Source organism: Streptomyces lothianensis (genome assembly GCF_047779955.1).
Taxonomy (GTDB): Bacteria; Actinomycetota; Actinomycetes; order Streptomycetales; family Streptomycetaceae; genus Streptomyces.
In genome coordinates this window covers 111525-138276 of the sequence record NZ_JBLMKT010000067.1, presented here as the reverse complement: position 1 = coordinate 138276, position 26752 = coordinate 111525, and the positions used below count along the sequence as shown (strand labels likewise).

General features: G+C 71.4%; 21 protein-coding genes. 6 read left to right on the top strand and 15 right to left on the bottom strand.

Features of this window, described 5'->3' with window-relative positions:
* Positions 1-256 precede the first annotated feature (256 nt).
* Positions 257-1264, bottom strand: coding sequence for a stage II sporulation protein M (locus ACLF6P_RS23550; protein ID WP_415952665.1), 1008 nt, complete (start codon positions 1262-1264; stop codon positions 257-259).
* A gap of 88 nt (positions 1265-1352) precedes the next feature.
* On the opposite strand from ACLF6P_RS23550, the gene ACLF6P_RS23545 reads away from it, so the two are divergent.
* On the top strand, positions 1353-2468 hold the full coding sequence (locus ACLF6P_RS23545) for an RDD family protein (protein ID WP_415952664.1): 1116 nt from the start codon (positions 1353-1355) through the stop codon (positions 2466-2468).
* 43 nt (positions 2469-2511) lie between these two features.
* Here ACLF6P_RS23545 and ACLF6P_RS23540 read toward each other — a convergent pair whose 3' ends face one another.
* The 8 genes from ACLF6P_RS23540 to ACLF6P_RS23505 form a co-directional block, all read right to left on the bottom strand.
* On the bottom strand, positions 2512-3126 hold the full coding sequence (locus ACLF6P_RS23540; protein ID WP_415952663.1) for a hypothetical protein: 615 nt from the start codon (positions 3124-3126) through the stop codon (positions 2512-2514).
* Positions 3127-3344: 218 nt separating this feature from the next.
* Complete coding sequence (gene ahcY, locus ACLF6P_RS23535) at positions 3345-4802, bottom strand: adenosylhomocysteinase (protein WP_415952661.1); 1458 nt, start codon at positions 4800-4802, stop codon at positions 3345-3347.
* 320 nt (positions 4803-5122) lie between these two features.
* Positions 5123-6100: a cation diffusion facilitator family transporter gene (locus ACLF6P_RS23530; RefSeq protein WP_415952660.1), complete on the bottom strand. Its 978-nt coding sequence runs from the start codon at positions 6098-6100 to the stop codon at positions 5123-5125.
* A 91-nt stretch (positions 6101-6191) separates the two neighbouring features.
* On the bottom strand, positions 6192-7343 hold the full coding sequence (gene manA / locus ACLF6P_RS23525) for a mannose-6-phosphate isomerase, class I (protein WP_415952659.1): 1152 nt from the start codon (positions 7341-7343) through the stop codon (positions 6192-6194).
* Positions 7344-7442: 99 nt separating this feature from the next.
* A complete protein-coding gene (locus tag ACLF6P_RS23520) occupies positions 7443-8576 on the bottom strand; it encodes an SIS domain-containing protein (protein WP_415952657.1) in 1134 nt (377 codons plus the stop codon).
* Between the two features lie 106 nt (positions 8577-8682).
* A complete protein-coding gene (locus ACLF6P_RS23515) occupies positions 8683-8853 on the bottom strand; it encodes a Trm112 family protein (protein ID WP_415952656.1) in 171 nt (56 codons plus the stop codon).
* A 157-nt stretch (positions 8854-9010) separates the two neighbouring features.
* Complete coding sequence (locus tag ACLF6P_RS23510) at positions 9011-10372, bottom strand: phosphomannomutase/phosphoglucomutase (protein ID WP_415952654.1); 1362 nt, start codon at positions 10370-10372, stop codon at positions 9011-9013.
* A gap of 178 nt (positions 10373-10550) precedes the next feature.
* Positions 10551-10979 (bottom strand): DUF3499 domain-containing protein, encoded by a 429-nt coding sequence (locus tag ACLF6P_RS23505; RefSeq protein WP_415952652.1) that lies wholly within the window; start codon positions 10977-10979, stop codon positions 10551-10553.
* A gap of 329 nt (positions 10980-11308) precedes the next feature.
* Here ACLF6P_RS23505 and ACLF6P_RS23500 point away from each other — a divergent pair, with 329 nt between their 5' ends.
* A complete protein-coding gene (locus tag ACLF6P_RS23500; protein WP_415952680.1) occupies positions 11309-11758 on the top strand; it encodes a metallopeptidase family protein in 450 nt (149 codons plus the stop codon).
* A 121-nt stretch (positions 11759-11879) separates the two neighbouring features.
* Here the strand turns inward: ACLF6P_RS23500 and ACLF6P_RS23495 are convergent, their stop codons facing one another.
* The 3 genes from ACLF6P_RS23495 to ACLF6P_RS23485 all read right to left on the bottom strand — a co-directional run bounded on the left by ACLF6P_RS23495 (position 11880) and on the right by ACLF6P_RS23485 (position 17839).
* Positions 11880-13397, bottom strand: coding sequence for a DUF5719 family protein (locus tag ACLF6P_RS23495; protein ID WP_415952651.1), 1518 nt, complete (start codon positions 13395-13397; stop codon positions 11880-11882).
* Positions 13394-17251: a glycosyltransferase gene (locus ACLF6P_RS23490; RefSeq protein WP_415952649.1), complete on the bottom strand. Its 3858-nt coding sequence runs from the start codon at positions 17249-17251 to the stop codon at positions 13394-13396. Before ACLF6P_RS23490 ends, ACLF6P_RS23495 begins: the two co-directional genes overlap by 4 nt.
* A gap of 324 nt (positions 17252-17575) precedes the next feature.
* Entirely contained in the window at positions 17576-17839 is a 264-nt protein-coding gene (locus ACLF6P_RS23485; protein WP_415952647.1) for a WhiB family transcriptional regulator, read from the bottom strand.
* Between the two features lie 710 nt (positions 17840-18549).
* Here ACLF6P_RS23485 and ACLF6P_RS23480 point away from each other — a divergent pair.
* The 3 genes from ACLF6P_RS23480 to ACLF6P_RS23470 all read left to right on the top strand — a co-directional run bounded on the left by ACLF6P_RS23480 (position 18550) and on the right by ACLF6P_RS23470 (position 21572).
* On the top strand, positions 18550-19053 hold the full coding sequence (locus ACLF6P_RS23480; RefSeq protein ID WP_415952645.1) for a cysteine dioxygenase: 504 nt from the start codon (positions 18550-18552) through the stop codon (positions 19051-19053).
* A gap of 78 nt (positions 19054-19131) precedes the next feature.
* Positions 19132-20148 carry a 2-phospho-L-lactate transferase gene (cofD, locus tag ACLF6P_RS23475; RefSeq protein WP_415952644.1) on the top strand — a complete coding sequence of 339 codons (1017 nt, stop codon included), beginning with the start codon at positions 19132-19134 and terminating at the stop codon, positions 20146-20148.
* On the top strand, positions 20145-21572 hold the full coding sequence (locus ACLF6P_RS23470) for a coenzyme F420-0:L-glutamate ligase (RefSeq protein WP_415952643.1): 1428 nt from the start codon (positions 20145-20147) through the stop codon (positions 21570-21572). Before cofD ends, ACLF6P_RS23470 begins: the two co-directional genes overlap by 4 nt.
* Before the next feature lie 80 nt (positions 21573-21652).
* Here ACLF6P_RS23470 and ACLF6P_RS23465 read toward each other — a convergent pair whose 3' ends face one another.
* From ACLF6P_RS23465 to ACLF6P_RS23455, 3 genes are all read right to left on the bottom strand, one after another.
* Positions 21653-22654, bottom strand: coding sequence for a DNA-3-methyladenine glycosylase family protein (locus ACLF6P_RS23465; RefSeq protein ID WP_415952641.1), 1002 nt, complete (start codon positions 22652-22654; stop codon positions 21653-21655).
* 324 nt (positions 22655-22978) lie between these two features.
* Complete coding sequence (gene manB / locus ACLF6P_RS23460) at positions 22979-24061, bottom strand: mannose-1-phosphate guanylyltransferase (RefSeq protein WP_415952639.1); 1083 nt, start codon at positions 24059-24061, stop codon at positions 22979-22981.
* A 151-nt stretch (positions 24062-24212) separates the two neighbouring features.
* Positions 24213-25655, bottom strand: coding sequence for a peptidoglycan recognition protein family protein (locus ACLF6P_RS23455; protein WP_415952637.1), 1443 nt, complete (start codon positions 25653-25655; stop codon positions 24213-24215).
* A 127-nt stretch (positions 25656-25782) separates the two neighbouring features.
* Between ACLF6P_RS23455 and ACLF6P_RS23450 the strand changes: the two genes are divergently transcribed.
* A complete protein-coding gene (locus ACLF6P_RS23450) occupies positions 25783-26538 on the top strand; it encodes a TIGR03089 family protein (RefSeq protein WP_415952635.1) in 756 nt (251 codons plus the stop codon).
* The last annotated feature ends 214 nt before the right edge of the window (positions 26539-26752 follow it).

Sequence of the window (26752 nt, the reverse complement as noted above, 5' to 3'; positions counted from 1 at the left end):
CGCTTTTCGGCGGTTTCCCTTTCCGGCGAGACCCGACTTTATCAGAGATTCTGAGCCGGTCTGACCGGCCTTGGATTCTGATGAATCGGAGGTGCCCCGACAGGAACCGAATTCCTGCGGAGCTGTAGATGTGATGTGCTGCGCCGAGCTTCGCGAGCTCCAGGCAACTGTTCGAATCTACCTCCCCCGTCCCGTCGTGTCAACGACTTTCCGGGGGCGAAGAGGACAGTAGCAGCTCAGGAGCCGTGAGCGCACATCAGGCGGCAAGCGGCACCGATGCGCTTCGCTCCTGCTCCGCGACATCGCCCTGCTCGCCGGTTCGGACTGCGCGTCCGCCGACCACGTACACGTACAGAAGGAAGGCGAGCTCGGCGACGATGCCGATGGTGATGCGCGCCCAGGTGGGCAGGCCGGATGGCGTGACGAAGCCTTCGATGAGGCCGGAGACGAACAGGACGAGGGCCAAGCCGATCGCCATGCCCAGGGCGGCGCGGCCTTCTTCCGCGAGGGCCGCGCGACGGGTGCGCTGCCCCGGGTCGATGACCGTCCAGCCGAGACGCAGGCCGGTGCCGGCGGCGACGAAGACAGCGGTCAGTTCGAGTAGCCCGTGCGGTAGGACCAGTCCGAGGAAGGTGTCCAGGCGGCCCGCCGAGGACATCAGGCCGATGCCCACGCCCAGGTTGAGCATGTTGAGGAACAGGATCCAAAGCACGGGGAAGCAGAGGAACGCGCCCAGGACCAGGCACATCGCGGCGGCCTGGGCGTTGTTCGTCCAGACCTGGGCGGCGAAGGAAGCGGCGGGATGGCTGGAGTAGTACGTCTCGTAGTCGCCGCCGGGGCGGGTGAGCTGTCGTAGCTCCTCGGGAGCGGCGATTGCCGACTGCACTTCCGGGTGGGTGCCGATCCACCAGCCGATGACCGCGGCGAGCAGGGTGGACAGCAGGGCGACGGGCACCCACCAGTGACGGGTCCGGTACATGGCCGCGGGGAAGCCGTGGCCCAGGAATCGGGTGACGTCGCGCCATGAGGCCTGGCGGGTGCCGGTGACCGCGCTGCGCGCGCGGGCCACCAGCTGGCTGAGGCGGCCGGTGAGCTGCGGGTCCGGGGCGCTGGACTGGATCAGCGAAAGATGCGTGGCCGTTCGCTGGTACAGCACGACCAGTTCGTCCGCCTCGGCCCCCGAGAGCCTGCGCCGACGGCGCAGGAGCGCGTCCAGGCGGTCCCATTCGGCACGGTGTGCGGTGACGAAGACGTCGAGGTCCATCCGGCGGCTGCTCCCCTGCTGCGGCGCGATGTCCACTCAGCTTGGCAGACTGTCATATCAAGGGGCAGCGCGGGGAAGGGCGGGACTCGTGAGTGAACTGGTGACCGGTGAGGCGGTGGCGCTGGAGCTGCGTGCCGCGCGGCTGCCCAGCCGTGCCTTGGCGGTGCTGATCGATCTTGCGGCGGCCTTCACCGCGTACATCATCGTGTCGCTGGCCCTTTTCGTCGCTGCCGGTTCGCTGGACACAGCGGCGCAGGCGGCGATCTCGGTGGCCACCTTCCTTCTGGTCCTGGTCGGTGCGCCGATCGCCGTGGAGACGCTGAGCCATGGGCGGTCACTGGGGAAGCTCGCCTGTGGGCTGCGGGTGGTACGCGATGACGGCGGGCCCATACGTTTCCGGCATGCGCTCGTGCGTGGGGCGATGGGCGTGATCGAGATTCTGGCGACGTTCGGGGTGGTCGCGTGCATCGCTTCGCTGGTGTCGGCGCGCGGCCGGCGGCTGGGGGATGTGTTCGCCGGGACGCTGGTCGTACGCGAGCGGATCCCGGTGGCCCAGGCCGCCTACGTACCGCCGCCTCCGCCGTGGCTGGTAGGGCGCTTCGCCGGGCTCGATCTGTCCGGGGTGCCCGATGGGCTGTGGCTGGCGATACGGCAGTACCTGACGCGGATGGGGCAGCTCGATCCGCAGGTCGGGTGGTCGATGGCGAGTCGGCTGGCGGCGGATCTCGCGGCGTGCACGGGGGCGGTAGCGCCCCCGGGGGTGCCACCGGCTGCGGTTCTGGCCGCGGTGGTGCATGAGCGGCAGGCGCGGGATGCGCAGAAGGCGTTCGGAGTGGGGGCCGGATATGGCGGGCCCGGTGCGGTGGCCGGATACGGCGGTCCCAGTGCGATGACCGGCGGGCAGGGAGGGATGCCCGGGTATGGCGGGCAGAGTGTGGCGCCTGCCGGGCCGGGCGGGCCTGCGGCTCCGATGCCGGGTGTGCGGCCAGGCGTCGCTGCTCACCCGGTGGCATCGCCTGCTTATCAGCCGGTTCAGGCTTCGTACCGGTCTCCGGTGAGCGAGCCGGCGGGTTCGGGCCATCCCGTACGGTCTGCCGGTTCGGCGGGACCGTCCGCAACTGCTGGACCGGCAGGTTCGGCTGGACCGGCGGGTTCGGCGGAGGAGGACCTGCCGCGCGGGACCGGGTTCGCGCCGCCTGCTTGAGCGGGAATGTCCCCACCGGAGCGGGCCGCTGAAGCCGCGAGGTCTACCGGAACGCCGACGGCGGTGATTCCAGGTCCTCGAGTTCGATGCCGGGTGCCGCGAGGACCACGTCCCCCGCGATGTGCACCGTGTGCTGCTCCCCCGTGTCCAGGTCGTTGACCTGGTATTCCTCCACGGTCAGGGGGTCGTTGTCAGTGGCGTGTGCTTCGCTTTTCACCAGGGACCAGGACTGGTCGACCGTGCGCGGGGCGAGCACGGGGTCGGTGAAGCGGACGAGGCGGACGCGCTTCGCGGGGGCATCGGGGGTGAGTCGCAGCATGCGTGCGGTGGCGATCAGAAAGGCCGGTGAGCTGCCGGCGAAGGCATGGGCCTGCACATTGCCTTCGGTGGCGTGCTCTCCGGTGGGATCGGTACGCACCCAGGTCACGCCGTCGAGCGCGGCTCCGCGCACCTGCCAGTCCGCGGCGTGGAGTTCCACGCGGATGGGGCGGCCGAGTTCGTCGACGGCCAGGTCGACGGAGCCGGTGAAGTCGCCGGAGGGGGAGGTCAGCTGGGATACGTAGCGCCAGCCGGAAGGGCCGGGGGCGCAGTGGAAGTGCTCTTCACCGAGGGGGGTGTGATCGTGCGGATCATGGAGCGAATAGCGGCCGCGGGGCATGGGGTCGGGTCCTTGGTGGGTCCTGCCCGGCGCCAGGTGCTCGGCTGGTGACGGCTGTGGGCGACGGCCGGTAACGGTGGTGCGGTCGGCGGCGGCTGCCCGCACCGGGCTCCCTGCCGGGGTACGTCCTCGTCCTGCTCGCGGGACGTACGTCCGACAGGTGCCCGGGCGGTACGGGCCGTCGGTGACGGCCGGTACGGGCGGCCGTCGGGGACGGATCAGTAGCGGTAGTGGTCCGGCTTGTACGGGCCCTCGACCTTGACGCCGATGTAGTCGGCCTGCTCCGGACTCAGTTCGGTGAGCTTCACACCGAGCGAGTCCAGGTGGAGGCGGGCAACCTTCTCGTCGAGGTGCTTGGGCAGCACGTACACGTCGGTCGGGTACTGCTCGGGCTTCGTGAACAGCTCGATCTGGGCCAGGGTCTGGTCCGCGAACGAGTTGGACATCACGAAGGACGGGTGGCCCGTCGCGTTGCCGAGGTTCAGCAGGCGGCCCTCGGACAGCACGATGATGACCTTGCCGTCCGGGAACGTCCAGGTGTGGACCTGCGGCTTGACCTCGTCCTTGACGATGCCGGGGATGCTCGCGAGGCCGGCCATGTCGATCTCGTTGTCGAAGTGGCCGATGTTCCCGACGATCGCCTGGTGCTTCATCTTGGCCATGTCCGCGGCCATGATGATGTCCTTGTTGCCGGTCGTCGTGATGAAGATGTCGGCCTTGTCGACGACCTCGTCGAGCGTGGTCACCTGGTAGCCGTCCATCGCCGCCTGCAGCGCGCAGATCGGGTCGACCTCGGTGACGATGACGCGGGCGCCCTGGCCGCGGAGCGACTCCGCGCAGCCCTTGCCCACATCGCCGTAGCCGCAGACGACGGCGGTCTTGCCGCCGATCAGAACGTCGGTGGCGCGATTGATGCCGTCGATCAGGGAGTGGCGGCAGCCGTACTTGTTGTCGAACTTCGACTTCGTCACGGCGTCGTTGACGTTGATCGCCGGGAACAGCAGGGTGCCGTCACGGTGCATCTCGTACAGACGGTGCACGCCGGTGGTGGTCTCCTCAGTCACACCGCGGATCTCGGAGGCGAGCTTCGTCCACTTCTGGGAGCCCTCGGAGATCGTGCGGTGCAGCAGCTGCAGGATCACGCGGTGCTCGTCGTTCTCGGCGGTCTCCACCGCGGGAACCTTGCCGGCCTTCTCGTACTCGACGCCCTTGTGGACGAGGAGGGTGGCGTCGCCACCGTCGTCCAGGATCATGTTCGGGCCGCCGGTGGGGCTGTTCGGCCAGGTCAGCGCTTGCTCCGTGCACCACCAGTACTCCTCCAGGGTCTCGCCCTTCCAGGCGAAGACCGGGATGCCCTGGGGGTTCTCCGGCGTGCCGTTAGGACCGACGGCGACGGCGGCGGCCGCGTGGTCCTGGGTCGAGAAGATGTTGCAGGACACCCAGCGGACCTCGGCACCCAGCGCCACCAGGGTCTCGATCAGCACCGCGGTCTGCACCGTCATGTGCAGGGAGCCCATGATGCGGGCGCCGGCCAGCGGCTGCTGCTCGGCGTACTCCTTGCGGATCGACATCAGGCCGGGCATCTCGTGCTCGGCGAGGGTGATCTCCTTGCGGCCGAAGGCGGCCAGCGAGAGGTCGGCGACCTTGAAGTCCTGTCGGTTGTCGACAGTGGTCATGAAGCTGCTCCCAGATCGGAGGCGGGTTCGGGCATAGCGGCTGCAGCGCGTGCACACGGACGCGCGGGCGGTCTGGCAGCCCACGCAGGCGCATGGGAGTGCACCCGTTGGCTCGCAGCGCAGTCCGTCGGAGGCCCTCTCTCCCTCGGACGGCCTCATCGAGGACCGCCCGACCGCCATCAGCAGCGACGTCTGTCGGGTTACGAATCTACACCGATCGGCCCAGTCGGCAGTAGCCCGCCCCCGAACGGGGGCCGAAAGATCACCTCAAGCCTCGGCGGAGTCAGGAGGGGGCTGGAGGGGCAGGGGTCCCGGGGTGGTCAGTGGTCGGTATTGCCTGCCGGGGCGCCTGGGTTCTTCGAGAGGTCATCGCCCGCGGCAGCGGCTGCCTCGCTGTAGATGTCCGGTTCCAGGTAGATCACGCGGGCGATCGGGACGGCGGTGCGGATGCGGCCCTCGGCCGCGTCGATGGCCGCGGCGACCTCGGCGGCGGTGTCGTCGTGCCGGACGGCGATCTTCGCGGCGACGAGAAGTTCCTCCGGGCCGAGGTGGAGCGTACGCATGTGGATGATGCGGCTGACGGTGTCGCCGTCCACGATCGCCTTCTCGATCTTCGCGAGCTCCTCGGCCCCGGCGGACTCGCCGAGGAGCAGCGACTTGGTCTCGGCAGCGAGCACGATCGCGATGAGGATGAGCAGCACACCGATGCAGAGGGTGCCGATGCCGTCCCAGACGCCGTTGCCGGTGGCGAGCGCCAGGCCGACGCCACCGAGGGCGAGGACCAGACCGATGAGCGCACCGAGGTCCTCGAGGAGAACGACAGGAAGTTCGGGCGCCTTGGCGCGGCGGACGAACTCCATCCACGACTGCTTGCCGCGGATCTCGTTCGACTCCTTGATGGCGGTGCGGAAGGAAAAGGTCTCCGCGATGATCGCGAACACCAGGACACCGACCGGCCAGTACCAGTGAGTGAGTTCGTGCGGGTGCTTGATCTTCTCGTAGCCCTCATAGACAGCGAACATGCCGCCGACGGAGAAGAGGACGATCGAGACGAGGAAAGCGTAGATGTAGCGCTCGCGGCCGTAGCCGAACGGGTGTTGCGGGGTGGCTGCGCGCTGGGCCTTCTTGCCGCCGAGCAGCAGCAGACCCTGGTTGCCGGAGTCGGCGAGCGAGTGGACGCTCTCCGCGAGCATCGACGAGGAGCCGCTGAACAGGAAGGCCACGAACTTCGCCACTGCGATGGAGAGGTTGGCGGCGAGTGCCGCCACGATCGCCTTGGTTCCGCCTGACGCACTCATCGCCCGTTGTCCCTTCGTGCCTCAATGGACCGCATGGCCGTTCGCGGCCGTGCGGTGGGTCATTGTTGCAGCAGTGGGAGGCGAGGGGGTGTCAGGCCACCACGGTGGCGCGGAAGACGGTGCCGTTTCCGCCGATCTCCGTCGGCTCTCCGGCCGGGACGAAGACCGACTGGCCGGGCGCGAGTTCGATCCCGCCCGCGCGGACCGTGCCCGCCGTGCACAGGAGGATCTGCGAGGTACGGAGGCTCAGGTCGCGCGGCGCGGAGTCGGCGGCCAGGACATAGCGCGAGAGGCGGAATTCGTCGATGGGCGTCTCGTAGACCTCCTCGCCGTCCGGCCCGGCCTCGGGGCGCAGGATGCCCGGCCCGCCGACCTCGAAGCGGACGACGCGCAGGAGTTCGGGGACGTCGACGTGCTTGGAGGTGAGGCCGCAGCGCAGGACGTTGTCCGAGTTGGCCATGATTTCGACGCCCAGGCCGTCGAGGTAGGCGTGCGGCACTCCGGCGCCGAGGTACAAGGCCTCGCCGGGCTGCAGCAACACGTGGTTGAGCAGCATCGCGGCGATCACTCCGGGGTCGCCGGGGAAGTGGTGGGCGAGACTCGCGTACGGCGTGTAAGCGCCGCCCAGGCGTTCGGCGGCGGCCGTGGCCTCGCCGACCGTGGCGGCCATGGCGTGCTTGTCGGCGCTGAGCACCGCGGTGAGGACCTCGCGCAGCGCGGCTTCTTCCGGGTGAGCGTGGAGCAGGTCGACGTACGGCTTGAGGGAGTCGATGCCGAGGCCGGCAAGCAGGTCAGCCGCCTCGACCGGGTCGCGGAAGCCGCACAGGCCCTCGAACGGGGTGAGGGCGCAGATCAGTTCGGGCTTGTGGTTGGTGTCCTTGTAGTTGCGCTGCGGGGCGTTGATCGGCACGCCGCGCCGCTCCTCCTCCGCGTACCCCTCCTTGGCCTGCTCCAGGTCGGGGTGGACCTGGAGGGAGAGCGGTGCTCCCGCGGCGAGCAGTTTCAGGAGGAACGGCAGCCGGGGGCCGAACTTCGCCACGGCTTCGGCGCCCAGCTCGGCCTCGGGGGCGGCGGCGATGACCTCATCGAGCGGGCCGCGCTCCAGGTGCGAGGGGGCGCCGGGGTGGGCGCCCATCCACATCTCGGCCTGCGGCTCGCCGGTCGGCTCGACGCCGAGGAGTTGCGGGATCGCGGTGGTCGAGCCCCAGGCGTACGGGCGGATGGTGTTGCTGAGGCGGTCCATGAGGGGCGTCCTTCGGGGCTCTGCGTACTGGGAGGCCGACCGGAAGCGTGATCCGAAGGGATCCGGCCGGTTACGCGCGGGTACGGCCGGGCGTGCCGCCTATGATCGGCCGCCCGCGGCGAGCGACAGGTAAACGGCGGCGAAATCTGTGACGGCGATCAGTTCCGCCAGAGTTTCCAGATCGCTGCCCTCCTCGGGTTCGAGTTCGCTGATCGCCACGTCGTGGCCGAGCGCGAGCTCGCGGGCGGCGGGGGCGGCGCTGAGGCCGCCGGTGGGGCGGTCACGCAACAGGACGGCGCGGGCGTGCAGGGCCTGCGGCTCCTCCACGCGGTCGCGGAAGAAGTCCTCGGGGTCGCCGCCCGCGGCGAGCGCGCCGGTGAGGAGGGCTCCGTGGGCGGGCAGGGCCTCGGGCAGTTCACCGGCGAGTGCCGCGCGGCCGGCGATCTCCGCGAGCATCGCGGCGAAGCGTCGGCCGACGGGGCCCGCGGGCGGGCCCTCGGTCCAGATCAGGGGCAGGGACTCGTCGAGCTCGGCGGCGAGGGTCTTGGCCGGGTTGCTGTACGTGGCGATCGCCGGACCGCAGCGCTCGGCGGTGTGATCGAGTCGGTCGGCGATCTTGTGCAGGCCCTCGCTGCCGGCCTCGATCAGGTCGGCGCGGTCGAGGAGGGCGAGCAGCGGGGTGAGCAGCGCCCAGAGGGCGTCGGGGCCTGCGGCGGCGCCTTCCTCGTACTCGGCGTAGAGGCTGGTGGCCATGGGGACGGCCAGGCCGTGCTTGGCGCCGACCGTCTCGTGGAGCGGGGATGCGGCGGGGGCGACCGAGGTGATCGAGCAGCCTCGGCGGTAGGCCTGGTCCGCGAGGACCTCGAGGCCGGGCTCGGCGCCGTCGGGGGTCGCGATCAGGAGCAGGTCGACCGGTCCGGCCCAGCCCGGCAGGGCCCAGCGCAAGGCGCCTGCGGCGGGGGCCACACCCGTGGGTTTGAGCCGGATCACGGGGCAGGCGCCCTGGGCCAGGGTGCTGATCAGGTCCGCGACGCTCGCGGCGGCGGCGCCGGGGCCCGCGATGAGGATCGCCCGGGGGCGGCCCTCGGGACGGAGCTGGGTGATGCCCGCCTCTTCCGCATGGCGCAGGGCCGTGCGTACGCGGGCGCCGGATTCTGCGGCACCGCGCAGGAGGCCCCTCCGGTCGGCTCTGGCCAGGGCTTCGGGGGTATCGAGCAGGGAATCGTCCAGCACGGTATGGGCCTCCGGTTGCCGAGCTTGGTTCTTGGCCGCGCTTCCCTAGGGCCTTGCCCTCACGGTCTCGATGATCATCCGTCCACGGATCCGGTGCTGCTCCGTTCTAGGCCGGGCGGCGGGCCTCGTCCACAAGGAGGACCGGAATGCCGTCGCGGACCGGGTAGGCCAGGCCGCAGTCGGTGCCGGTGCACAGGAGTTCGGCGTCCGCCTCCTCGAGGGGCGCGTGGCAGGCCGGGCAGGCGAGGATCTCCAGGAGGCCGGCTTCGAGCGGCATGGTGGTGGTCCGTCCCTTCGAGCGTGTGGTTCGACCACGTCAGGGTATCGCTGAGTGGCTTGGTGTGGTGGGTCCTGGGGGTGCGCACGGGCGCGTTCGGCGAGGTGCCGGGGTGACCGGGTCACGTTGCACGGCGCACCCCCGGGGTGTGGGTGGGTCAGGCGCGGACCAGGTTGAGGACCTCATCCCGTACCCGCTCCATGGTCTCGGTGTCCCCGGCCTCCACGTTCAGGCGCAGGAGGGGCTCGGTGTTCGAGGCGCGGAGGTTGAACCACCAGTTCTCGGCCGAGACCGTGAGCCCGTCGAGTTCGTCGAGGCTGAGGCCCTCTCGGTCCGCGTAGGCCGCCTTCACCGCAGCTGCGCGGTCCGCCTGGTCGGCGACGGTGGAGTTGATCTCACCGGAACCGGTGTACCGGTCGTACTGGGCGACCAGCTGGGAGAGGGTGCCCTCCTGTCCGCCGAGCGCAGCGAGGACGTGGAGGGCGGCGAGCATGCCCGTGTCCGCGTTCCAGAAGTCCTTGAAGTAGTAGTGCGCCGAGTGCTCGCCGCCGAAGATCGCGCCGGTGGCGGCCATCTCCTGCTTGATGAAGGAGTGGCCGACGCGGGTACGGACGGGGGTGCCGCCGTTCTCCCGTACGACTTCGGGGACCGACCAGGACGTGATCAGGTTGTGGATGATCGTGCCCTTGCCGCCGGCCTTCGCGAGCTCGCGTGCGGCGACGAGGGCGGTGATCGCGGACGGGGAGACGGGCTCACCGCGCTCGTCGACGACGAAGCAGCGGTCCGCGTCGCCGTCGAAGGCGAGGCCGAGGTCGGCGCCTTCCGCACGGACGCGCTGCTGCAGGTCCACGATGTTGGCCGGGTCCAGGGGGTTGGCCTCGTGGTTCGGGAAGGTGCCGTCCAGCTCGAAGTACATCGGGACCAGGTCGAGCGGCAGGCCCTCGAAGACGGTGGGCACGGTGTGGCCGCCCATCCCGTTGCCCGCGTCGACGACGACCTTCAGGGGGCGGATCCCCGTCAGGTCGACGAGATTGCGCAGATACGCCGCGTAGTCCGCGAGGGTCTCGCGCCGGGTGATCTCGCCGGGCTTCTCGGCCGGTTCGGGGGCGCCGGACGCGGACCACTGCTCGACCAGGCTGCGGATCTCGGTCAGCCCCGTGTCCTGGCCGATGGGCGCGGCGCCCGCGCGGCACATCTTGATCCCGTTGTACTGCGCCGGGTTGTGCGAGGCCGTGAACATCGCGCCCGGCAGGTCGAGGTCGCCGGAGGCGAAGTAGAGCTGGTCGGTGGAGCACAGGCCGATCTCGGTGACCGCGACGCCGAGCGCGGCCGCGCCGCGGGCGAAGGCGCGCGACAGGCTTGGGGACGAGGGGCGCATGTCGTGGCCGGTGACGATCGCCTCCGCGCCCGTGACGCGGGCGAAGGCGGCGCCGAACAGCTCCGCCAGGCGCTCGTCCCACTGGTCGGGTACCACGCCGCGTACGTCGTACGCCTTCACGATCTGCGACAGATCAACCACAGCCCACGCCTCTCTGGAATTCCGTGCCGGATGCGACAAACGTACCCGCACCTGCCGACACGTCGTGGCTGCCTGTGGATAACTCGGCCCGCCGGTCCCGGTGTGACCACCGGCGGCCTGTGGACGGCCGTGATGGGCAGGGGACTTGGGTTGGGGGTGTGCGGCTCGGAGCCCGGGTTCAGGACTCCGGGGAGCGCAGCACGCGCAGGTGGCCGCGGCGCGCGACCTCCATCGGGTCCGCACCCGAACGCCCTCCGCTGCCACCGGCCTCGGCCGCGCGCTCCTGCGGCTTCGCGGCCTCGCGTACGGCGTTGGCGAGGGCTTCGAGATCGTCACCGCTGGGGCGGGGCGGGGCGGAGGCGTCGGCGAGGCGGACGACCTCCCAGCCGCGCGGGGCGGTCAACCGCTCGGAGTGCTCGGCGCACAGGTCGTAGCAGTGCGGCTCCGCGTACGTGGCGAGCGGACCGAGCACGGCGGTCGAGTCCGCATAGACGTACGTCAGCGTCGCGACGGCGGGACGGCCGCAGGCGGTGCGCGAACAGCGACGTACGAGGCTCACGACGTTGGACGGTACCGCACTCTTGAGCGGGCCGCGACGACTCTCCACCAGGTCACTCCTCCGTGTCGTCCTGTGGACCCGCCCGGGCCGCCCTCCGTGCCGCCCGCGCTGACCTGCGAGGAGTCAATTCTTCGTGGGCGTGGCGGGTGTTGAATGCGGTCACCAGGCGGTGCAAATGCCGTCATTTGCCATGAGATGCGCGATCTTCGATCTGTACCGAATCGCACTCAAGCGGCAAACGAACGGTCAGTTATCGACAGCGCGCCCGCCGAACGGCACACGGGCGGCACACGGGGCGCGGCCGTGCACCGTGATCGGTGATTCGGCCGTTTCCCGGACCGGCGCCTGTCGGTGCGGAGGGCTAGGCTTCAGCGGTGATGGACAGCCCCGTACCGCCGAGCCCCGCCGAGCCCAGGCCCCGCCGCCGTGATCGCCACGGCCGTGGCATGCGGGGGCCCGTCGCGCCCCCGCAGGTGCCGTTGTCGGCGAGTCGGGCCGAGGTGTTCACCGATCTGGTGCAGGACTCCGTGGAGCGGCTGGAGCGGCGGCTGCCGCAGCTGGCCGAGGTCGACTTCGTGGTGCTCGAAGTGCCGCGCACGCAGGGGTCCGCGGAGTCGGACCTCGGCGGGGCCGTGCCGCTGGGCGGCATCGTGCCCGCGCGGGAGGGGCAGCCGGCGCGTGTGGTGATCTACCGGCGCCCGGTGGAGATCCGCACCAAGAGCCGTGATGAGCGGGCGGCGCTGGTCCATGAGGTGGTGGTCGAGCAGGTGGCCGAACTTCTGGGGCTGTCACCGGAGTCGGTGGATCCGCGCTACGGGGAGGAATGAGGCGAGCGGCGGGGGTCGGGGCTGACGCCCCGGGCCGCCGCACCACGGGGCTCCGCCCCCCCCCCGATCCCCCCGATACCCCGGGGGCGCCGGACACCCCGGGGTGCGCCGTCCACGTCGACTACCTCTGCACCACCGCCACGTCCTGTTCCGCCTCCGGGACGGACACCGATCCCTGGTCGTACGGAAGGGGCTGGATGGTGAACATCGGGGTCTTGCCCGAGGGGAGTTCGAGGGTTCGAGCAGCGTGGGCGGTGCCCGAGAGGGTTTCCACGGTCAGGGCGTAGGTGCCCTTCAGGCCGCTGGGGAGCTCCGGCTCGATCGCCTGGGTGCTGCCCTCGCGCACGGTGTACGTCTTGCTCACCGCCGTACCGCCGCCGCTGCCGTCCGAGGCCGTGACACGCACCTTCGCCTCGCCGCGGGGCGCGGTGATGTTCAACGTCGAGCCCTTGGCACGGTTGTCCGCCACCGTCGCGCGCTCGCCGACCGGATCCGTGGCCGGGATGAAGGCCACGTCCCGCTTGGTGCCCTTGCCGCGGGTCACCTGCAGGGCGGCTACCACCGGTTCCGAGGCGCCGGAGGGAGTGAGCACCAGCGAACCCGCCTCGCCCTTGGTGACGTCCCCAAGGTCGAGCGCGGCGGTCATACCGCTCTTGACGTGCAGTGTTTCGTTCCCCGCCGGGGTGAAGGGGCCCGTCGGTCCGGCCAGGGAGATCTTCAGGTCCGCATCCTCGTCACCGGGCGCGAAGGCCACAAGCCGGACGGACTCGGCGTCCGCGGGGATGCCCGGCAGGACGATGCTCGGGCTGGGACCGGCGGATGCGGGCAGCCAGTCAGCGCCCAGTTCCTCGTCCGAGACCTGTACCGCGGCGCCGATCCGCCCGGTGCGCGCGGTGACATGGGCGGTCACGTCGGCCTCGGGCTTGTCGGTCAGGGTCGACAGCAGCACCGGCTTGCTGGAGTGCGGCGCGATGGTGATGTCCTGGCCGCCATCGGGCATGAGCGTGCCCTCGGGGCCGAAGAGTTCGACCTCGACGACCGCCCCGGTGGCATCCGGGTTGGTCAGATGAACGTAGTCGGCGCGCTCGTCGAGCGTGCTCGTGCCCGGGAACCAGAATTCCGTGTCCGGCGCCCCACAGGTCAGACCGAGCAGTCCACGGCCGTTGCCCGCGGGCATCTCGGTGGTCTGCTGCACGGTCCAGCCGGGCGCGAGCGCACCGTCGGCCGCGCCGATCAGGGCCGGGGCCTCGGCACCCGAGGCCTTCGCGGTGGCGGGTTTGCCCACGGCATCGGCTGCGGCCTCAAGAGTGGGTTCGGGTCCGTCGGCGGAGTCGGACTTCTTTCCGTCTCCGCCGGAATCCTTCTCCCCGTCCTTCGACTTCGCCACCGCGGGAACCAGTCGAGCCGTGCCCTTTCCGGTGGAACCCTTGGCCTTGGGAGTGAAGGAGGTGTAGGCCGTGTCGGCGAGTTCGGAGGTGCTGGGTGCCGGGCACAGCACCGAGGACCGGTCCACCGGCCGCCGCTCGGCCGCGCCGCTCGCCGAAGCGGCGCTGCCGTCGGGGGCGGTGAGCGCCGCGAAGCCGGTCACGGTGGCGAGCGCGGCGCCCGCCGCGATCAGGGACAGGGTGGTGCGTTTCACTGCCGGCTCCCGTCGGGGCGCTCCTGGTCGGTCTGGCTGTTCTGCGCGTACGGGTCCGTGGCCTGGCCGTCGTACCGGTGGGGCGCCTGGCCGTCGTACGACTGCGGATTCTGGATTCCGTACGGCTGCGGCTCCTCGTACTCCTGCTGCTGCTGCGGCGGCTGCCCCTGCCCGTCGTACGCACCGGAGCCGAAGCCCTGGCCGTGCGTTCCGTATCCGCCGGCGCCGTAGCCCTGGCTGCCGTAGCCCTGGTCGTCGTACGCCCGCCCCTGGTAGCCCTGGTCGTCGTAGCCGTACGGGTCGTACTGGCCGTTGTCCGGACCGGCGCCCGTGCCGTACGGGTCGGTCTGGTACGGCTGTTGGTAGGTCTCTGCCTCGTACATGTGCAGCTGCTCGCCGGCCGCCACGGGCTGCTGTTCGTCCCAGTCACCGTAGGGCGGCTGGGCGGGGACCTCCGGGATGACCGGGCCCTGGCCCCCGGGGGCGGCCCCGGCCGGTCCGCCGGGGGCCGGCGCGTCCTGCTCCATCTCGCCGTCGTACCCGGCCTGTTCCGCCTGCGCGCGCAGCCTGCGGGCCCGGCGGCCCTCGCCGGCGGCCCCGGGGGCGGGTAGGTCGACGGGCTCCTGCGGGAGGTCGTCGTCCACGGTTCTGCGGCGGCCCGGCAGTGCGAGCACCACGAGCACCAGGGCGAGCGCGCCCTGCGCCCACAGCCATGCCGTATGCGTGCCGGAGTCCTCGTGGACCACGGTCAGCCGGCCGCCGGACGCGGGCAGTTCGAAGCCCTGTGCCCAACCGTCGAGCGTCTTCTTGGTGAGTGGCTTTCCGTCGAGCGTGGCCGTCCAGCCCTCGGCGGCCGCGTCGGCGAGGCGCAGCACGCGGCCCGCCTTGCCGTCCGGGATCTCGGTGTGCACCTCGACGGGCCCCGCGGCGACCGGCGTGGGCGCCTCGTCGCCGGAGACGAGCGCGACGCGGGAGACCTGGCGGTCGACCCGCCACAGGGAGGTGCCGTCCTGCTGGCTGACCCGGGACAGGCCCGGTGTCGCGTCGAGGACGCGGTGGACACGACGCGGCGTGCCGTCCTGCACCATCACGTACCGCACGGCGAATCCGCCGAGTTCATCTGCCTGGTCGGCGCCCGAGCCGGCCACGAGGCGGGCCACAGTCTCGGCGAGCAGCTCCTCGCCCTTGCCCGCGGGGGCGAGTTCCGCGTCGCCGAGGCGGGCGCCCGCGCCGCGTACGAGCAGGTAGGTCACCCGGTCCGGGTTGTCGCCGGCGAGGACCAGGGTGCGGGCCTGGTCACGGGTGTTCGCTTCCTCGGCGACGAACGCCGGGACCTGTGCAGGGTCGGTGCGCTGCAGCGGTCCGTCGGCGCCGCGGATCATCCAGCCGGCGGCGGCAAGCAGGGGTGCCGCGGCGGCGGCGAGCGCGACGAGTGCCGCGACCGGCTGACGCCAGCCGAAGCTCTGCTCGGCCACCCGGGAGCGGGCCCCGTCGGCGCCGAGCACGGCGGCCGCGAGCAGCGCGATGCCCTGTACGAGCGTGGCGGGACCGGCCCAGGCGGAGCCGTTGGAGAGCGCGGCGAAGAGGAAGCCGGTCAGCGCCACGGCCCAGGCCGTACGAATGGGGAGCAGCCGCTCACCGCGCAGGAGCGCGCCGAGGGCGGCGAGCACGATGCCGATCAGGAGCGGCCCGCCGACGGTGCCGGGACCGCCGGGGCTCGCGCCGAGCAGGTCGAGGGCACCGGCCGATCCGAAGCCGAATTCGAGTCCGGCCTCGCGGAAGAAGCCGAAGGGCAGCAGCGAGAGCGACCACGGCGCGAGCAGCAGGAGCGGCGTGCCGAGCTGGGCGATCAGGCGCAGCCCGTAGGCCGTGAGGTCGTCGCGGCGGAGCGCCAGGAGCCCGAGGCCCAGGAGGAGGGCGATGGGCCAGACGATCGGGGTGAAGGCGGTGGTGATGGTGAGCAGCAGGGCGTACGCCCAGGTGGCGCGCCAGGTGCCGCGCGCCCCTTGGCTCTCGCTGCGCATCCCGCCGGCCGCGAGGCCCGCGCGGGCCATCAGGGGCAGCAGTACGGCGAGGACGGCGGTGCCGATCCGGCCGCCCGCGAGGGCGCCGGTGGCGGCGGGCAGGAAGGCGTAGGCGACCGCGGCCCAGGCGCGCAGGAGGCGCGACTGGACGAGGGAGCGCGAGGCGAAGTACGCGGTGAAGCCGGCCAGCGGTACCGAGCAGACCAGGAGCACGGTGACCGCGAGTCCGGTGGAGCCGAGGAACACGGTGGCGAGCGCGGCGATCAGCGCGAGGTAGGGCGGCGCCGCCTCCGTGCCTCCGGTGCCGACCGCGTGCCAGCCGTCCAGGTAGCGCGACCACAGCCCGGCGACGTCGGCGGGCGCGGGCAGCAGGGCACCGCCGGCCAGGGCGCCGCCGCCGATCAGGGCCCGGCAGGCGATCAGCGAGCAGAGCAGCAGGACCACGAAGAGCATGGGGCCGGGTTTGCGCGCGACGCGCCTGGCCCGGGCGAACTGCTCGACCTCCAGGTAGTCGGCGTCATCGCCGCCGGGCCCGGATTCGACCGCGCCGCCGTGGCGTCCCGCGGAGATCTCGGGGTCGCTGCGGCCCACGACTTGGGAGGCGACCTGTTCGACGGTGAGCCGGACGGTCGCGCCCGGTGGCGGGAACAGCGGCCGCAGTTCGGCGGCCTCGACCACGGGGTGTCTGTGCCGGCGTGCGCCGATGATCCGGCCCGGGCGGAGGAGCGTACCGAAGAGGCCGGCGATTTCGTCGACCGCCTGGCGGGGCACCTTGCCGACCAGATACGCGATCGTGCGCAGCACCGTGCCGAACACCAGACGGAGCAGCACCCAAGGAAGCACAGCTCCCCTGCTGTTGACGAGCAGGGAGTAGGCGGCGCCGGCCTTGTCGACGCGGTGCGGGCTGGCGCTGGTGCGGCCCACGCAGTCGACGGTGCGGCGTTCGCGCGAGGCGGCCTCGGCGTGCCGCATGACGGCGTCGGGGGCGATCAGGACGCGGTGGCCTGCGGCCTGCGCGCGCCAGCACAGGTCGAGGTCGTCGCGCATGAGGGGCAGGCGGCGGTCGAAGCCGCCGAGCTCCTCGAAGACATCGCGCCGGATGAGCATGCCCGCGCTGGAGACGGAGAGGACGGGCCGCACCTGGTCGTGCTGGCCCTGGTCCTGTTCGCGGCGGTCGACGCCGGTCCAGCGGCGGCCGGAGTGCGCGATCGAGACGCCCACCTCGAGGAGCTGTCTGCGGTCGTACCAGCCGCGCAGTTTGGGGCCGAGGACGGCGGCCTCGCGGCCGAACTCCCGCTCGTTCTCCACGACGCGCAGCAGTTCGGCGAGCGCGTCGGGTGCGGGCGAGCAGTCGTCGTGCAGGAGCCAGAGCCACTGGACCGGTTCGCCGTACGGCAGTTCGGGCAGCTCGTAGGCCTCGTCGTGCCAGGTTCTGCTGACCGGGTCCCAGCCGCTGGGGCGCTTGAGGTACGGCAGGTCCTCGGGTGTGAGGACCGCGGTGGTGTGCACCGCTTCGTCCACGGCCGTGCCGAAGCCGCTGCGGCGGGCCAGGTGCAGGACCCGGTCGGGGCCGAGGGCCTCGGTGAGCAGGTGGGCCGACTCGTCGCTGCTGCCGGTGTCGGCGGCGATCACGTTCTGTACGGGGCGCTCCTGGCTGAGCAGGCCGGACAGGGCCTCGGGCAGCCAGCGGGCGCCGTCGTGCGCGACCAGGACGGCGGTGACCACGTGCTGCGGGTGTTCGGGCGCGCGCGTGGGATCGAACAGCGCCGGGCCGTTCGGATCGGCTGCGGCCGCGCCATAGGCGCCGGCCGGTGTGCTGTGCACGGACATCGAGGTACGGGCCCCGGTTCGATGGACTGCGGTGGACGCCTGTGTCCCGCGTGGGGCACGGGGCGTCTCGGACGGGGCCCCACACTAACGGCAACCAACATCAAGGTCCGCCGCCTGTGGATAACCCACGGACGACGGACCGTTTGCTGCGTATCGCTGTGTGCGGCCTGATCGAGCTTGTGCGGCTCGGCTGGACCGGGCTTGTGCGGCTCGACGCGACCGGGCGTACAGCCGGATATATGGCTGGATGCATGGCCGGGTGCATGGCCGGGTGTATGTGGCCCGGACTCGTCGAGCCCGTCCGGCCCGACGCCCGATCCGCCCTCAGACGGCCGCCTTCTTCAGGCGTCGGCGCTCGCGCTCGGACAGGCCGCCCCAGATGCCGAAGCGCTCGTCGTTGGCAAGCGCGTATTCGAGACACTCGGAGCGGACCTCGCAGGCCAGGCAGACCTTCTTGGCCTCTCGCGTGGAGCCGCCCTTCTCCGGGAAGAAGGACTCGGGATCGGTCTGTGCGCACAGTGCGCGCTCCTGCCAGCCGAGTTCTTCCTCCACGTCCTCGACCAGCAGTTGCTGGAACGACTCGGTCATGTGCGCCCCTCGTCTGTCTGTGCAGCCCCGTGATGGTGCGGTGCCGTAACCGATTTCGGCCGAACGACACGAGTGAAATTACAAGTGTGCCGATCCGGGCCAGTCAAGCCGAGATCTGCTATTGGGCCCCTTATTCACTCTGCGGAACCAAGGCTTTGCGGAAAGTGTTCAAATCGCCATAAACCCGGACACTCACCTTGGGCCTCCCCGTAGGTCCATCCGACAGACAGAAAGACGCCTTGGAGTTTGATCTCGTTGCGAAGCGGGCCCGGAAGCGAAAATGATCACAGTCGGATCACGACCCCGGTCCGCAACCCGACCACCGACCGGGATGCGCACCGGTTGCGCAACTGCGACTGCGACGTTTACGCGCTCGGACACTGCGCCACATGTCCCGGGCCGGCTCCGCACAAACCTTTCAGCAGGCAGGACAACCGGATACGGTGAAAGATATCTCGCAATACGGACATTGGGTTGACAGTGTGTACGCGCACCCGCTGTCCTTGTGGGCATGCTTGCGAACCTGGCGCTCACCCGGACCCACAGCCGTGGGCTCCGCAGTGCTGCCCCCGCGCGCTGTTGCTGTTGTCGTCCCAGCTGTTGAGCCACGAACAGCTCTCCGCTGAAGTCCCACCAGGCCGTCGAGCTCTTGACGCTCCGGCCCTGCAGACCACGACGCCAGCACTCTCCCCTTGAGGAACTCATACTTCATGAACAGCGACAGCGACCTGCAGATCGCCGGCGACATCCTCGAAGTGCCCCACCTCCTGCAGCCCGCCCGTGAGCACCCCGCCACCCTCGCCGAGTTCGTCGGCCTCGCGCGTTCCATCGCCGCCGACCGCTCCCAGTGGGCGCACCTCGTGGACTACGACCCGACAAGCCGCTGGTACCACCGACTGCGCACCGGGCCGGGCTACGAGGTCTGGATGCTGAGCTGGCTGCCCGGTCAGGGCACCGGTCTGCACGACCACGGATCGTCCTCCGGAGTCCTCACCGTCCTCGACGGCGAACTGACCGAGCACACCCGCGGCGGCCGCACCAAGGCGCTCGGCGCCGGTGCGCAGCAGGTGTACGCACCCGGTTCCGTGCACGAGATCGTCAACGACGGCCTGGAGCCGGCCGTGAGCCTGCACATCTACTACCCGGGGCTGACCGAGATGCCGATGCGCAGCCGGGTACGCGACGGCGAACAGACCCCGGTCCAGGTCGCCTGACCTCGTATTTCCCTGCCCGAGTCGAGAGTTATCCACAGGCCGAGCGGGCCCTCGGCGATTCCTGCCACACTGTCCCGCATGCAGCGCATCGTGGTTCTGGCCGGCGGCATCGGTGGTGCCCGTTTCCTGCGTGGTCTCAAGGCGGCCGCGCCGGAAGCGGACATCACGGTGATCGGGAACACCGGCGACGACATCCATCTGTTCGGACTCAAGGTCTGCCCCGACCTCGACACCGTGATGTACACGCTCGGTGGCGGTATCAACGAAGAGCAGGGCTGGGGACGCAAGGACGAGACCTTCAAGGTAAAGGAGGAACTGGCCGCGTACGGCGTGGGCCCCGAGTGGTTCGGGCTCGGCGACCGTGACTTCGCCACGCACATCGTGCGCAGCCAGATGCTCGCCGCGGGCTATCCGCTGAGCGCCGTCACCGAGGCGCTGTGCGACCGGTGGCAGCCCGGGGTGCGGCTGATCCCGATGTCCGACGACCGGGTCGAGACTCATGTGGCCGTGGAGTTGGAGGGTGAGCAGAAGGCCGTCCACTTCCAGGAGTACTGGGTACGGCTGCGCGCCTCGGTGGACGCGCTGGCCGTCGTGCCCGTCGGCGCCGAGCAGGCAAAGCCCGCGCCGGGAGTGCTCGAAGCGATCGCCGCGGCCGATGTCGTGCTCTTCCCGCCGTCCAACCCCGTGGTCAGCATCGGCACGATCCTCGCCGTGCCCGGTATACGGGAGGCCATCGCGGAGGCCGGGGTGCCGGTGGTGGGCCTGTCCCCCATCGTCGGTGACGCTCCGGTGCGCGGAATGGCGGACAAGGTGCTCGCCGCGGTGGGTGTGGAGTCGAGCGCCGGCGCCGTCGCGGAGCACTACGGGAAGAAGGGAGCGCGGCGGCTTCCTCAGAAGGATGGTGACGGGCGACAGGCAGGCGGCTCGGGGCTGCTCGACGGCTGGCTCGTCGACACGGTGGACCAAGGTGCGGTCGAGCGGGTCGAGTTGGCCGGGATCCGCTGCAAGGCCGTGCCGCTGATGATGAGCGATGTGGACGCGACCGCCGAGATGGCGCGGGCCGCGCTGGATCTTGCGGAGGAGGTACGGGGATGAGCGGAGCACCGTCCCTGCGGGTGTGGGCCGTGCCCGGGCTGCCGGAAGTGCAGCGCGGGGACGATCTCGCCAAGCTCATCGCCGCCGCGGAGCCGGACCTGGCCGATGGTGATGTCGTCCTCGTCACCTCGAAGATCGTCTCCAAGGCCGAGGGGCGGATCGTCACCGCGGACTCCCGCGAGGAGGCCATCGACGCGGAGACGGTACGGGTGGTGGCGCGGCGCGGCAGCCTGCGCATCGTCGAGAACCGACAGGGTCTGGTGATGGCCGCCGCCGGGGTGGACGCCTCCAACACCCCGGCCGGGACTGTGCTGTTGCTGCCCGAGGACCCCGATGCCTCGGCACGTGCGATACGTGAGGGGCTGCGGGACGCGCTCGGGGTCCGGGTCGGTGTGCTCGTCACGGACACCTTCGGGCGGCCCTGGCGCAACGGACTCACCGATGTCGCGGTCGGTGCGGCCGGGGTGCGGGTCCTCGACGATCTGCGCGGCGGGAGCGATGCGTACGGCAATCCGCTGAGCGCGACCGTAGTGGCCACCGCGGATGAGCTCGCCGCCGCGGGCGACCTGGTGAAGGGCAAGGCGGCCGGGCTGCCGGTGGCGGTGGTACGGGGGCTGCCGGGGGCGGTGCTCGGTGGACTGCCTGGCGTGGCGGTGGAGGAACCGGCCGGCGCGGCGGGGAGCAGCCCGTCCGGTGCGGCGACGGGCGGTCCGACCGGTTCGGCGGCGCAGGACGCCGGGGTGCGGGACCGTGCGGCCCGGGAGGACCGTGGGGCGCGGGAGTTGGTGCGGGGCGCGGCCGATGACATGTTCCGGCTCGGCACTTCCGAGGCGATACGGGAAGCGGTCACGCAGCGGCGGACGGTACGGGAGTTCACCGGCGAACCGGTGGATCCCGGCGCGGTCCGGCGTGCGGTGGCCGCTGCCGCGACGGCCCCGGCGCCGCATCACACGACACCGTGGCGCTTCGTGCTCCTGGAGTCCGAGTCCTCCCGGACGCGGCTGCTCGATGCCATGCGCGAGGCGTGGATCGAGGATCTGCGACGGGACGGCAAGTCCGAGGAGTCGATCGGCAGGCGGGTGCGGCGCGGGGACGTGCTGCGCAAGGCGCCGTACCTGGTGGTGCCCTGCATGGTGATGGACGGCTCGCACACCTACGGGCATGCACGGCGTGATGCCGCCGAGCGCGAGATGTTCGTGGTCGCCGCCGGGGCCGGGATCCAGAACTTCCTGGTGGCGCTGTCCGGGGAGCGGCTCGGCTCGGCATGGGTCTCGTCGACGATGTTCTGCCGTCCTGTCGTACGGGAGGTGCTGGGCCTGCCGGACGACTGGGATCCGATGGGGGCGGTGGCCGTCGGGCATGCGGCCGTCCCGCCCAAGGCACGTCCGGCCAGAGAGGCTTCGGACTTCATCGAGGTGAGATAGGAGCGACGAGGGAAGGGAGAGGGGGCACCTGGCGGAGGGTGCAGGAGGTCCGGCAGGGGATCCGGCAGGAAGGCCGGGGCTCAGAGTCTGCCGATGTCCGTCTTCGGCATCTTCGGGGTGCGGCGCGGCGGGGTGCGGCCCGTGAGGAGGATGTAGCGGGCGGCGCGGTGGCGCTGGCCGCGGTAGGGCTCGAGGAGTTCCAGCATCCGCGCGTCGTCGGCATCGCGTTCGCCGGCGAGGGCGTAGCCGATGATGCCGGGCAGGTGCAGATCGCCGGTGGTGACCTCGTCCGGTGCGCCGTGCGAGCGCTGGACGGTCTCGGCGGAGGTCCACGGGCCGATGCCGGGCACCAGCTCCAGGCGCTCGCGGGCGGCCTGCGGGCCGAGCGCCATGGCCTCCTCCAGGCGTGGGGCCACCCGGACGGCCCGCAGGATCGTCTGGGCGCGCTTGTTGTCGACGCCGGCCCGGTGCCAGTCCCAGGAGGGGATCATGCGCCAGGTCCGTGGCTCCGGCATCACGTGCAGGTCGGGCATGCCGTCCGGGCCCGGTGCCTGCTCGCCGTACTTGCGGATGAGGAGGCGCCAGGCGCGGTAGGCCTCGTCGGTGGTGACCTTCTGCTCCAGGACCGACGGGATCAGGGATTCCATCACGAGTCCGGTGCGCAGGAGGCGCAGGCCGGGACGGCGGCGGTGGGATTCGGCGAGGAGGCGGTGGCGCGGGGCGAAGGCGGCGGGATCGTCCTGCTCGCCCAGTAGTTCGGGCAGCCGGTCGAGCAGCCAGTCCTGGCCCGGCCCCCAGGCCTCGGCCTCGATCCGGCCCGCACTCTCGGTGGTGCGGAGGGTGGCAGGGCCCTCGGGTGTGCGGGTGGCCCGCCAGACGGTGCCGTGCGTGACCCGGAAGGTCGGATCCGCCGGGCCGCGCCTCAGGGGGCCCACGACCAGGCCGAGGTCGAGGGGGGCCGTGGGTGTCCAGGTGCGGGACTTGGCCCGGGCGGCCGTGGCGTGGCGAGCCGGAGGAGGGACACGGGTGCCGCCGGCGCGCACGGCGCTGCGCGGTGCTCTGGGGCTGAAGCGGCCGGCCACGGGGTTCCTGGGAGTTGGGTGCGGAGGCGGATACAGAGGAGGTGCGGACTGCGGTGCGGGTGCGGACTGCGGTGCTTGTCCTTCGAGGGTCTCAGACGCCGCGCGGGCAGACGCGCCCTCGGCCCCCGATGGCTGACGCACCTTCGTCCACTGCGGGCGGACGCGCCCTTGGACTACGCGAGCCAGCGCTCCCCTGGGCTGGCTGTCCGAGCCTGGGCGAGCTGCCCGGGTCCGCGGGCCGGGCTGGCTGTCCGAGCCTGGGCGAGGTGTCCGGGTCCGGGAGGCCGTCCGGGCTAGGTGTCCGGGTCCGGGAGGCCGTCCGGGCTAGGTGTCCGAGGAGAAGCGGATGCTTGCGTCCGGGAGCTGTGCCCCGCACCACACCCGTATGCCCGCGCGCAGTTCGTTGTCGCTGCCCACTTGCGCCTCGTCGCCGATGACCGCCTCGGACACGAGGGTGCGGGCGCCCACTCTGGCCCCGGCTCCTATCAGGGAGTCCGTGATGACGGCGCCGGGTTCGATGCTCGCCCCCGCCAGGACGGTGCTGCCCGACACGCGGGCGCCGGAGCCGATCCGAGCGCCCTCGCCCACGACGGTGCCGCCCGTCAGCTTGGCATCGGGTGCGACCCGGGCATTCGGCAGCACCAGACGGTCCCCGCAGCGCCCCGGGACCGCCGGGGACGGGGCACGCCCGAGCACGAGATCCGCGGAGCCTCGTACGAAGGCCTGCGGGGTGCCCAGATCGAGCCAGTACGTCGAGTCGACCATGCCCTGCAGATGGGCGCCCTCGGCGAGCAGGCCGGGGAACGTCTCGCGTTCGACCGAGACCGGGCGCCCGGTGGGGATGGTGTCGATCAGCGAGCGGCGGAAGACGTACGCGCCCGCGTTGATCTGGTCGGTGACGATCTCCTCGGGCGTCTCGGGCTTCTCCAGGAAGGCCGTCACCCGCCCGCTCGGATCGGTCGGCACCAGCCCGAACGCACGGGGGTCCTCGACCCGGGTCAGATGCAGGGACACATCCGCGCCCGTCTGCGTGTGTGTCGAGACGAGGGCGCGGATGTCGAGTCCGGTGAGTATGTCGCCGTTGAAGATGAGAACCGGCTCGTCGGGTCCGGAGCGCAGTCGCGAGGCGACGTTGCGGATCGCGCCGCCGGTGCCGAGCGGCTCCTCCTCCGTGACGTACTCCAGCTCCAGGCCGAGGGCCGAACCGTCACCGAAGTACGGTTCGAACACCTCGGCCAGATAGGAGGTGGCGAGGACGACATGGGTGACACCGGCCGCCCGCGCGCGGGCCAGCTGGTGGGTGAGGAAGGGCACACCGGCCGCCGGGACCATCGGCTTGGGGGTGTTCACCGTGAGCGGCCGCAGCCTGGTGCCCTTGCCGCCGACCAGAAGGATCGCTTCAGTCACCGATGTCTTCGCTTCCTGCCGGGGGCCGTGCGGCCCTGGTCTCCTGCCGGGGGCCGCACGGCCCTGGTCTCCTGCCGGGGGCCGCACGGCCCTGGTCACGGACCGGCCAGTGTATGCAGTTGTCGGTACGGAATGTTCCGCACCGGATGTGTCACCTGCCCTGATAGTGCGCGGATGTGGTGCGGGCGCTGCCGAGCTTGCCGTAGAGATGACGGCCGGGGCACTCGGTGGCGAAGCCGTCGCGGTGGCCGGAGATCACGTGGAGCCGGACCCGCTGCCCCTTCTTGTACTTGCCGCTGCCGCCCGAGGTCACCACGGTCGTGGCCTTCGGATTGGCCCCGTACAGGCCGAGCTTCCAGGCCGTGAGCTTGGCGACCGCGGTGACGGCGGCCTTCGGCGGCTTGGTGCTGGTGTACGTGCCGAGGACCGCGATGCCCATGCTGTTGGAGTTGAAGCCGAGCGTGTGCGCGCCCCGGACCGGCTTGGTCACGCCGCCCGCGCGCCCTTCGTAGATGTTGCCGCACTTGTCGACGACAAAGTTGTAGCCGAAGTCCCGCCAGCCGAGGCTCTTGACGTGATAGCGGTAGATACTGCGCATCACGGATGGGGCCTGTGCACAGCGGTAGTTGTTGCCGGTGGCGCTGTGGTGCACGAAGGCGAGCTTGACCGTCTTCGTATAGGCGAAGTTCCGTTCCCGGAGCGACTCGTCGGCTCCCCAGCCCTTGCGGGTGACGATCCGCGGGCGCGGCCCGATGTACGGCTTGGCCTTGACCTCGCCGCGCGCTCCGAGCAGATCCGCCTCGGTCTGCGCCTTGGACAGGGCGGGGATGGCGGTGGCGCCCATCGGCGCGAGTTCCGCGTTGACCGCCGAGCTGGCGGCCCCCTCCACGGTGAGCACCCCGCGCGGGCCGTCGGCGGGCGCGCCGTTCGGCGGGGCGGGTTCGTCGCCCGGGCTGATGAGTTCGAGCCGCATGTTCTCCGGCAGTGCGGGGGCGGCCGCGCGGTCGGTGGGCTTCTCCGCCGTGACCCTGAGCTCGACGCCGTCGGAGGCACCCACCCACAGCGGGGCAGTGGCGCCGCGGACCTCGCCCGAGTCGCGTTCGGATGAGCCGAGGTCCGGGGCGTGTTCGTTGTGGGTGATGAGTTCCTGCCAGTCACTCCACTTCCGGGTGCCGGCGTCGCGGGTACGGACCTGGACCTGGCCGTGCAGTTCGGCCTCGGGGTTGTCCCAGACCACGCCCACGAGGGAGAACGGCAGGACTTCGCGCCGTTGGACGCCTTGCGCGGAGCTCGCGCCGAGCGAGCGTTCGGAGCCGAGGGGCTTCAGGGGCAGCGACTGGGTCGAGCCGGCTTCGGCTGAATCGGCCGCTGCCGCTGTGTCTGCCGCAGTGCCTGCCGCTGACTCTGCCGCTGTCTCTGCCGCTGTCTCTGCCGCTGTGTCTGCCGTACGGGCGGAGGCGTCCGACGACTTGGCCGCTTCAGCCGTACGGGCCGGGACCGCCGGTGACTCGGTCGCGCTCGCGGGCACGGCGAGCGGCAGGGACAGGGCCACGGCACAGGCCACACCGATCGAGGAAGCAAGATATGCACGCATGGGTCGATGGTGGGAGGAAGGAGACGTACCCGCATGTTGTGGGCGCAAGGGAACTGACGGTCCGTCGGTCCGGACGGTGTACCGCCACGCCGGACCCGGGCCGCCGTGCGCGCGTAGGCTTGGCGCCGTGAACGCGACCGACCGCACCCCCGCCGACCTGCTGCGATCCGCGCTCGCCGCGGATCCCGGCCGTCCCCTTGTGACCTTCTACGACGATGCGACCGGTGAGCGGGTCGAATTGTCCGTGGCCACCTTCGCCAATTGGGTGGCGAAGACCGCCAATCTGCTCCAGGGCGAGCTGTCCGCCGAGCCCGGCGACCGGCTCGCGCTGCTGCTGCCCGCGCACTGGCAGACGGCGGTCTGGCTGCTCGCCTGCTCGTCCACCGGGGTGACGGCGGTGGTGGGTGGCGATCCCGCCGAGGCCGATCTCGTGGTCAGCGGGCCCGACACGTTGGAGGTGGCCTCGAGCTGTTCCGGTGAGCGGGTCGCTCTTGCGCTGCGGCCGCTCGGCGGGTGCTTTCCGCAGCCGCCGGAGGGATTCCTCGACTACGCGGTCGAGGTGCCGGGGCAAGGGGACCAGTTCGCGCCCTTCGCGCCCGTATCGCCGTCGGACGAGGCGCTCGTCGTCGGTGATACGGAGCTGACGGGGGCCGAGGTGGTGGAGCGGGCGCTCGCGGATGCGCGCGGGCTCGGGCTCGGGCCCGGGGAGCGGGTGCTGTCCGGGCTCTCGTACGGGAGCTGGGACGGGCTGTCGGCGGGGCTGTTCGCGCCGTTGGTGAGCGGGGCGTCGGTGGTGCTGTGCCGGAATCTGGACCGGCTCGGTGCGGAGGATCTGGCCAAGCGGGTGGAGAGCGAACGGGTGACGGTGCGGCGGGAAGGGTGAGGCCCGGGGCCGATCGAGCGCGGCACCGACAGGGCCCGGCGCGGATACGACCCGGCGCGCATACGACCCTGGGTGGATACACCCCGGGGTGGATACGACCCGGGGTGGATACGACCCGGGGTGGATGCCCGGACAGGTGTGCTCACTCCGGTGGCGTAGCGGGTGGGGGTGTGCGCAGGCGGAGGGTTCGGGAATCGGGCCATGGTCTAGGAAG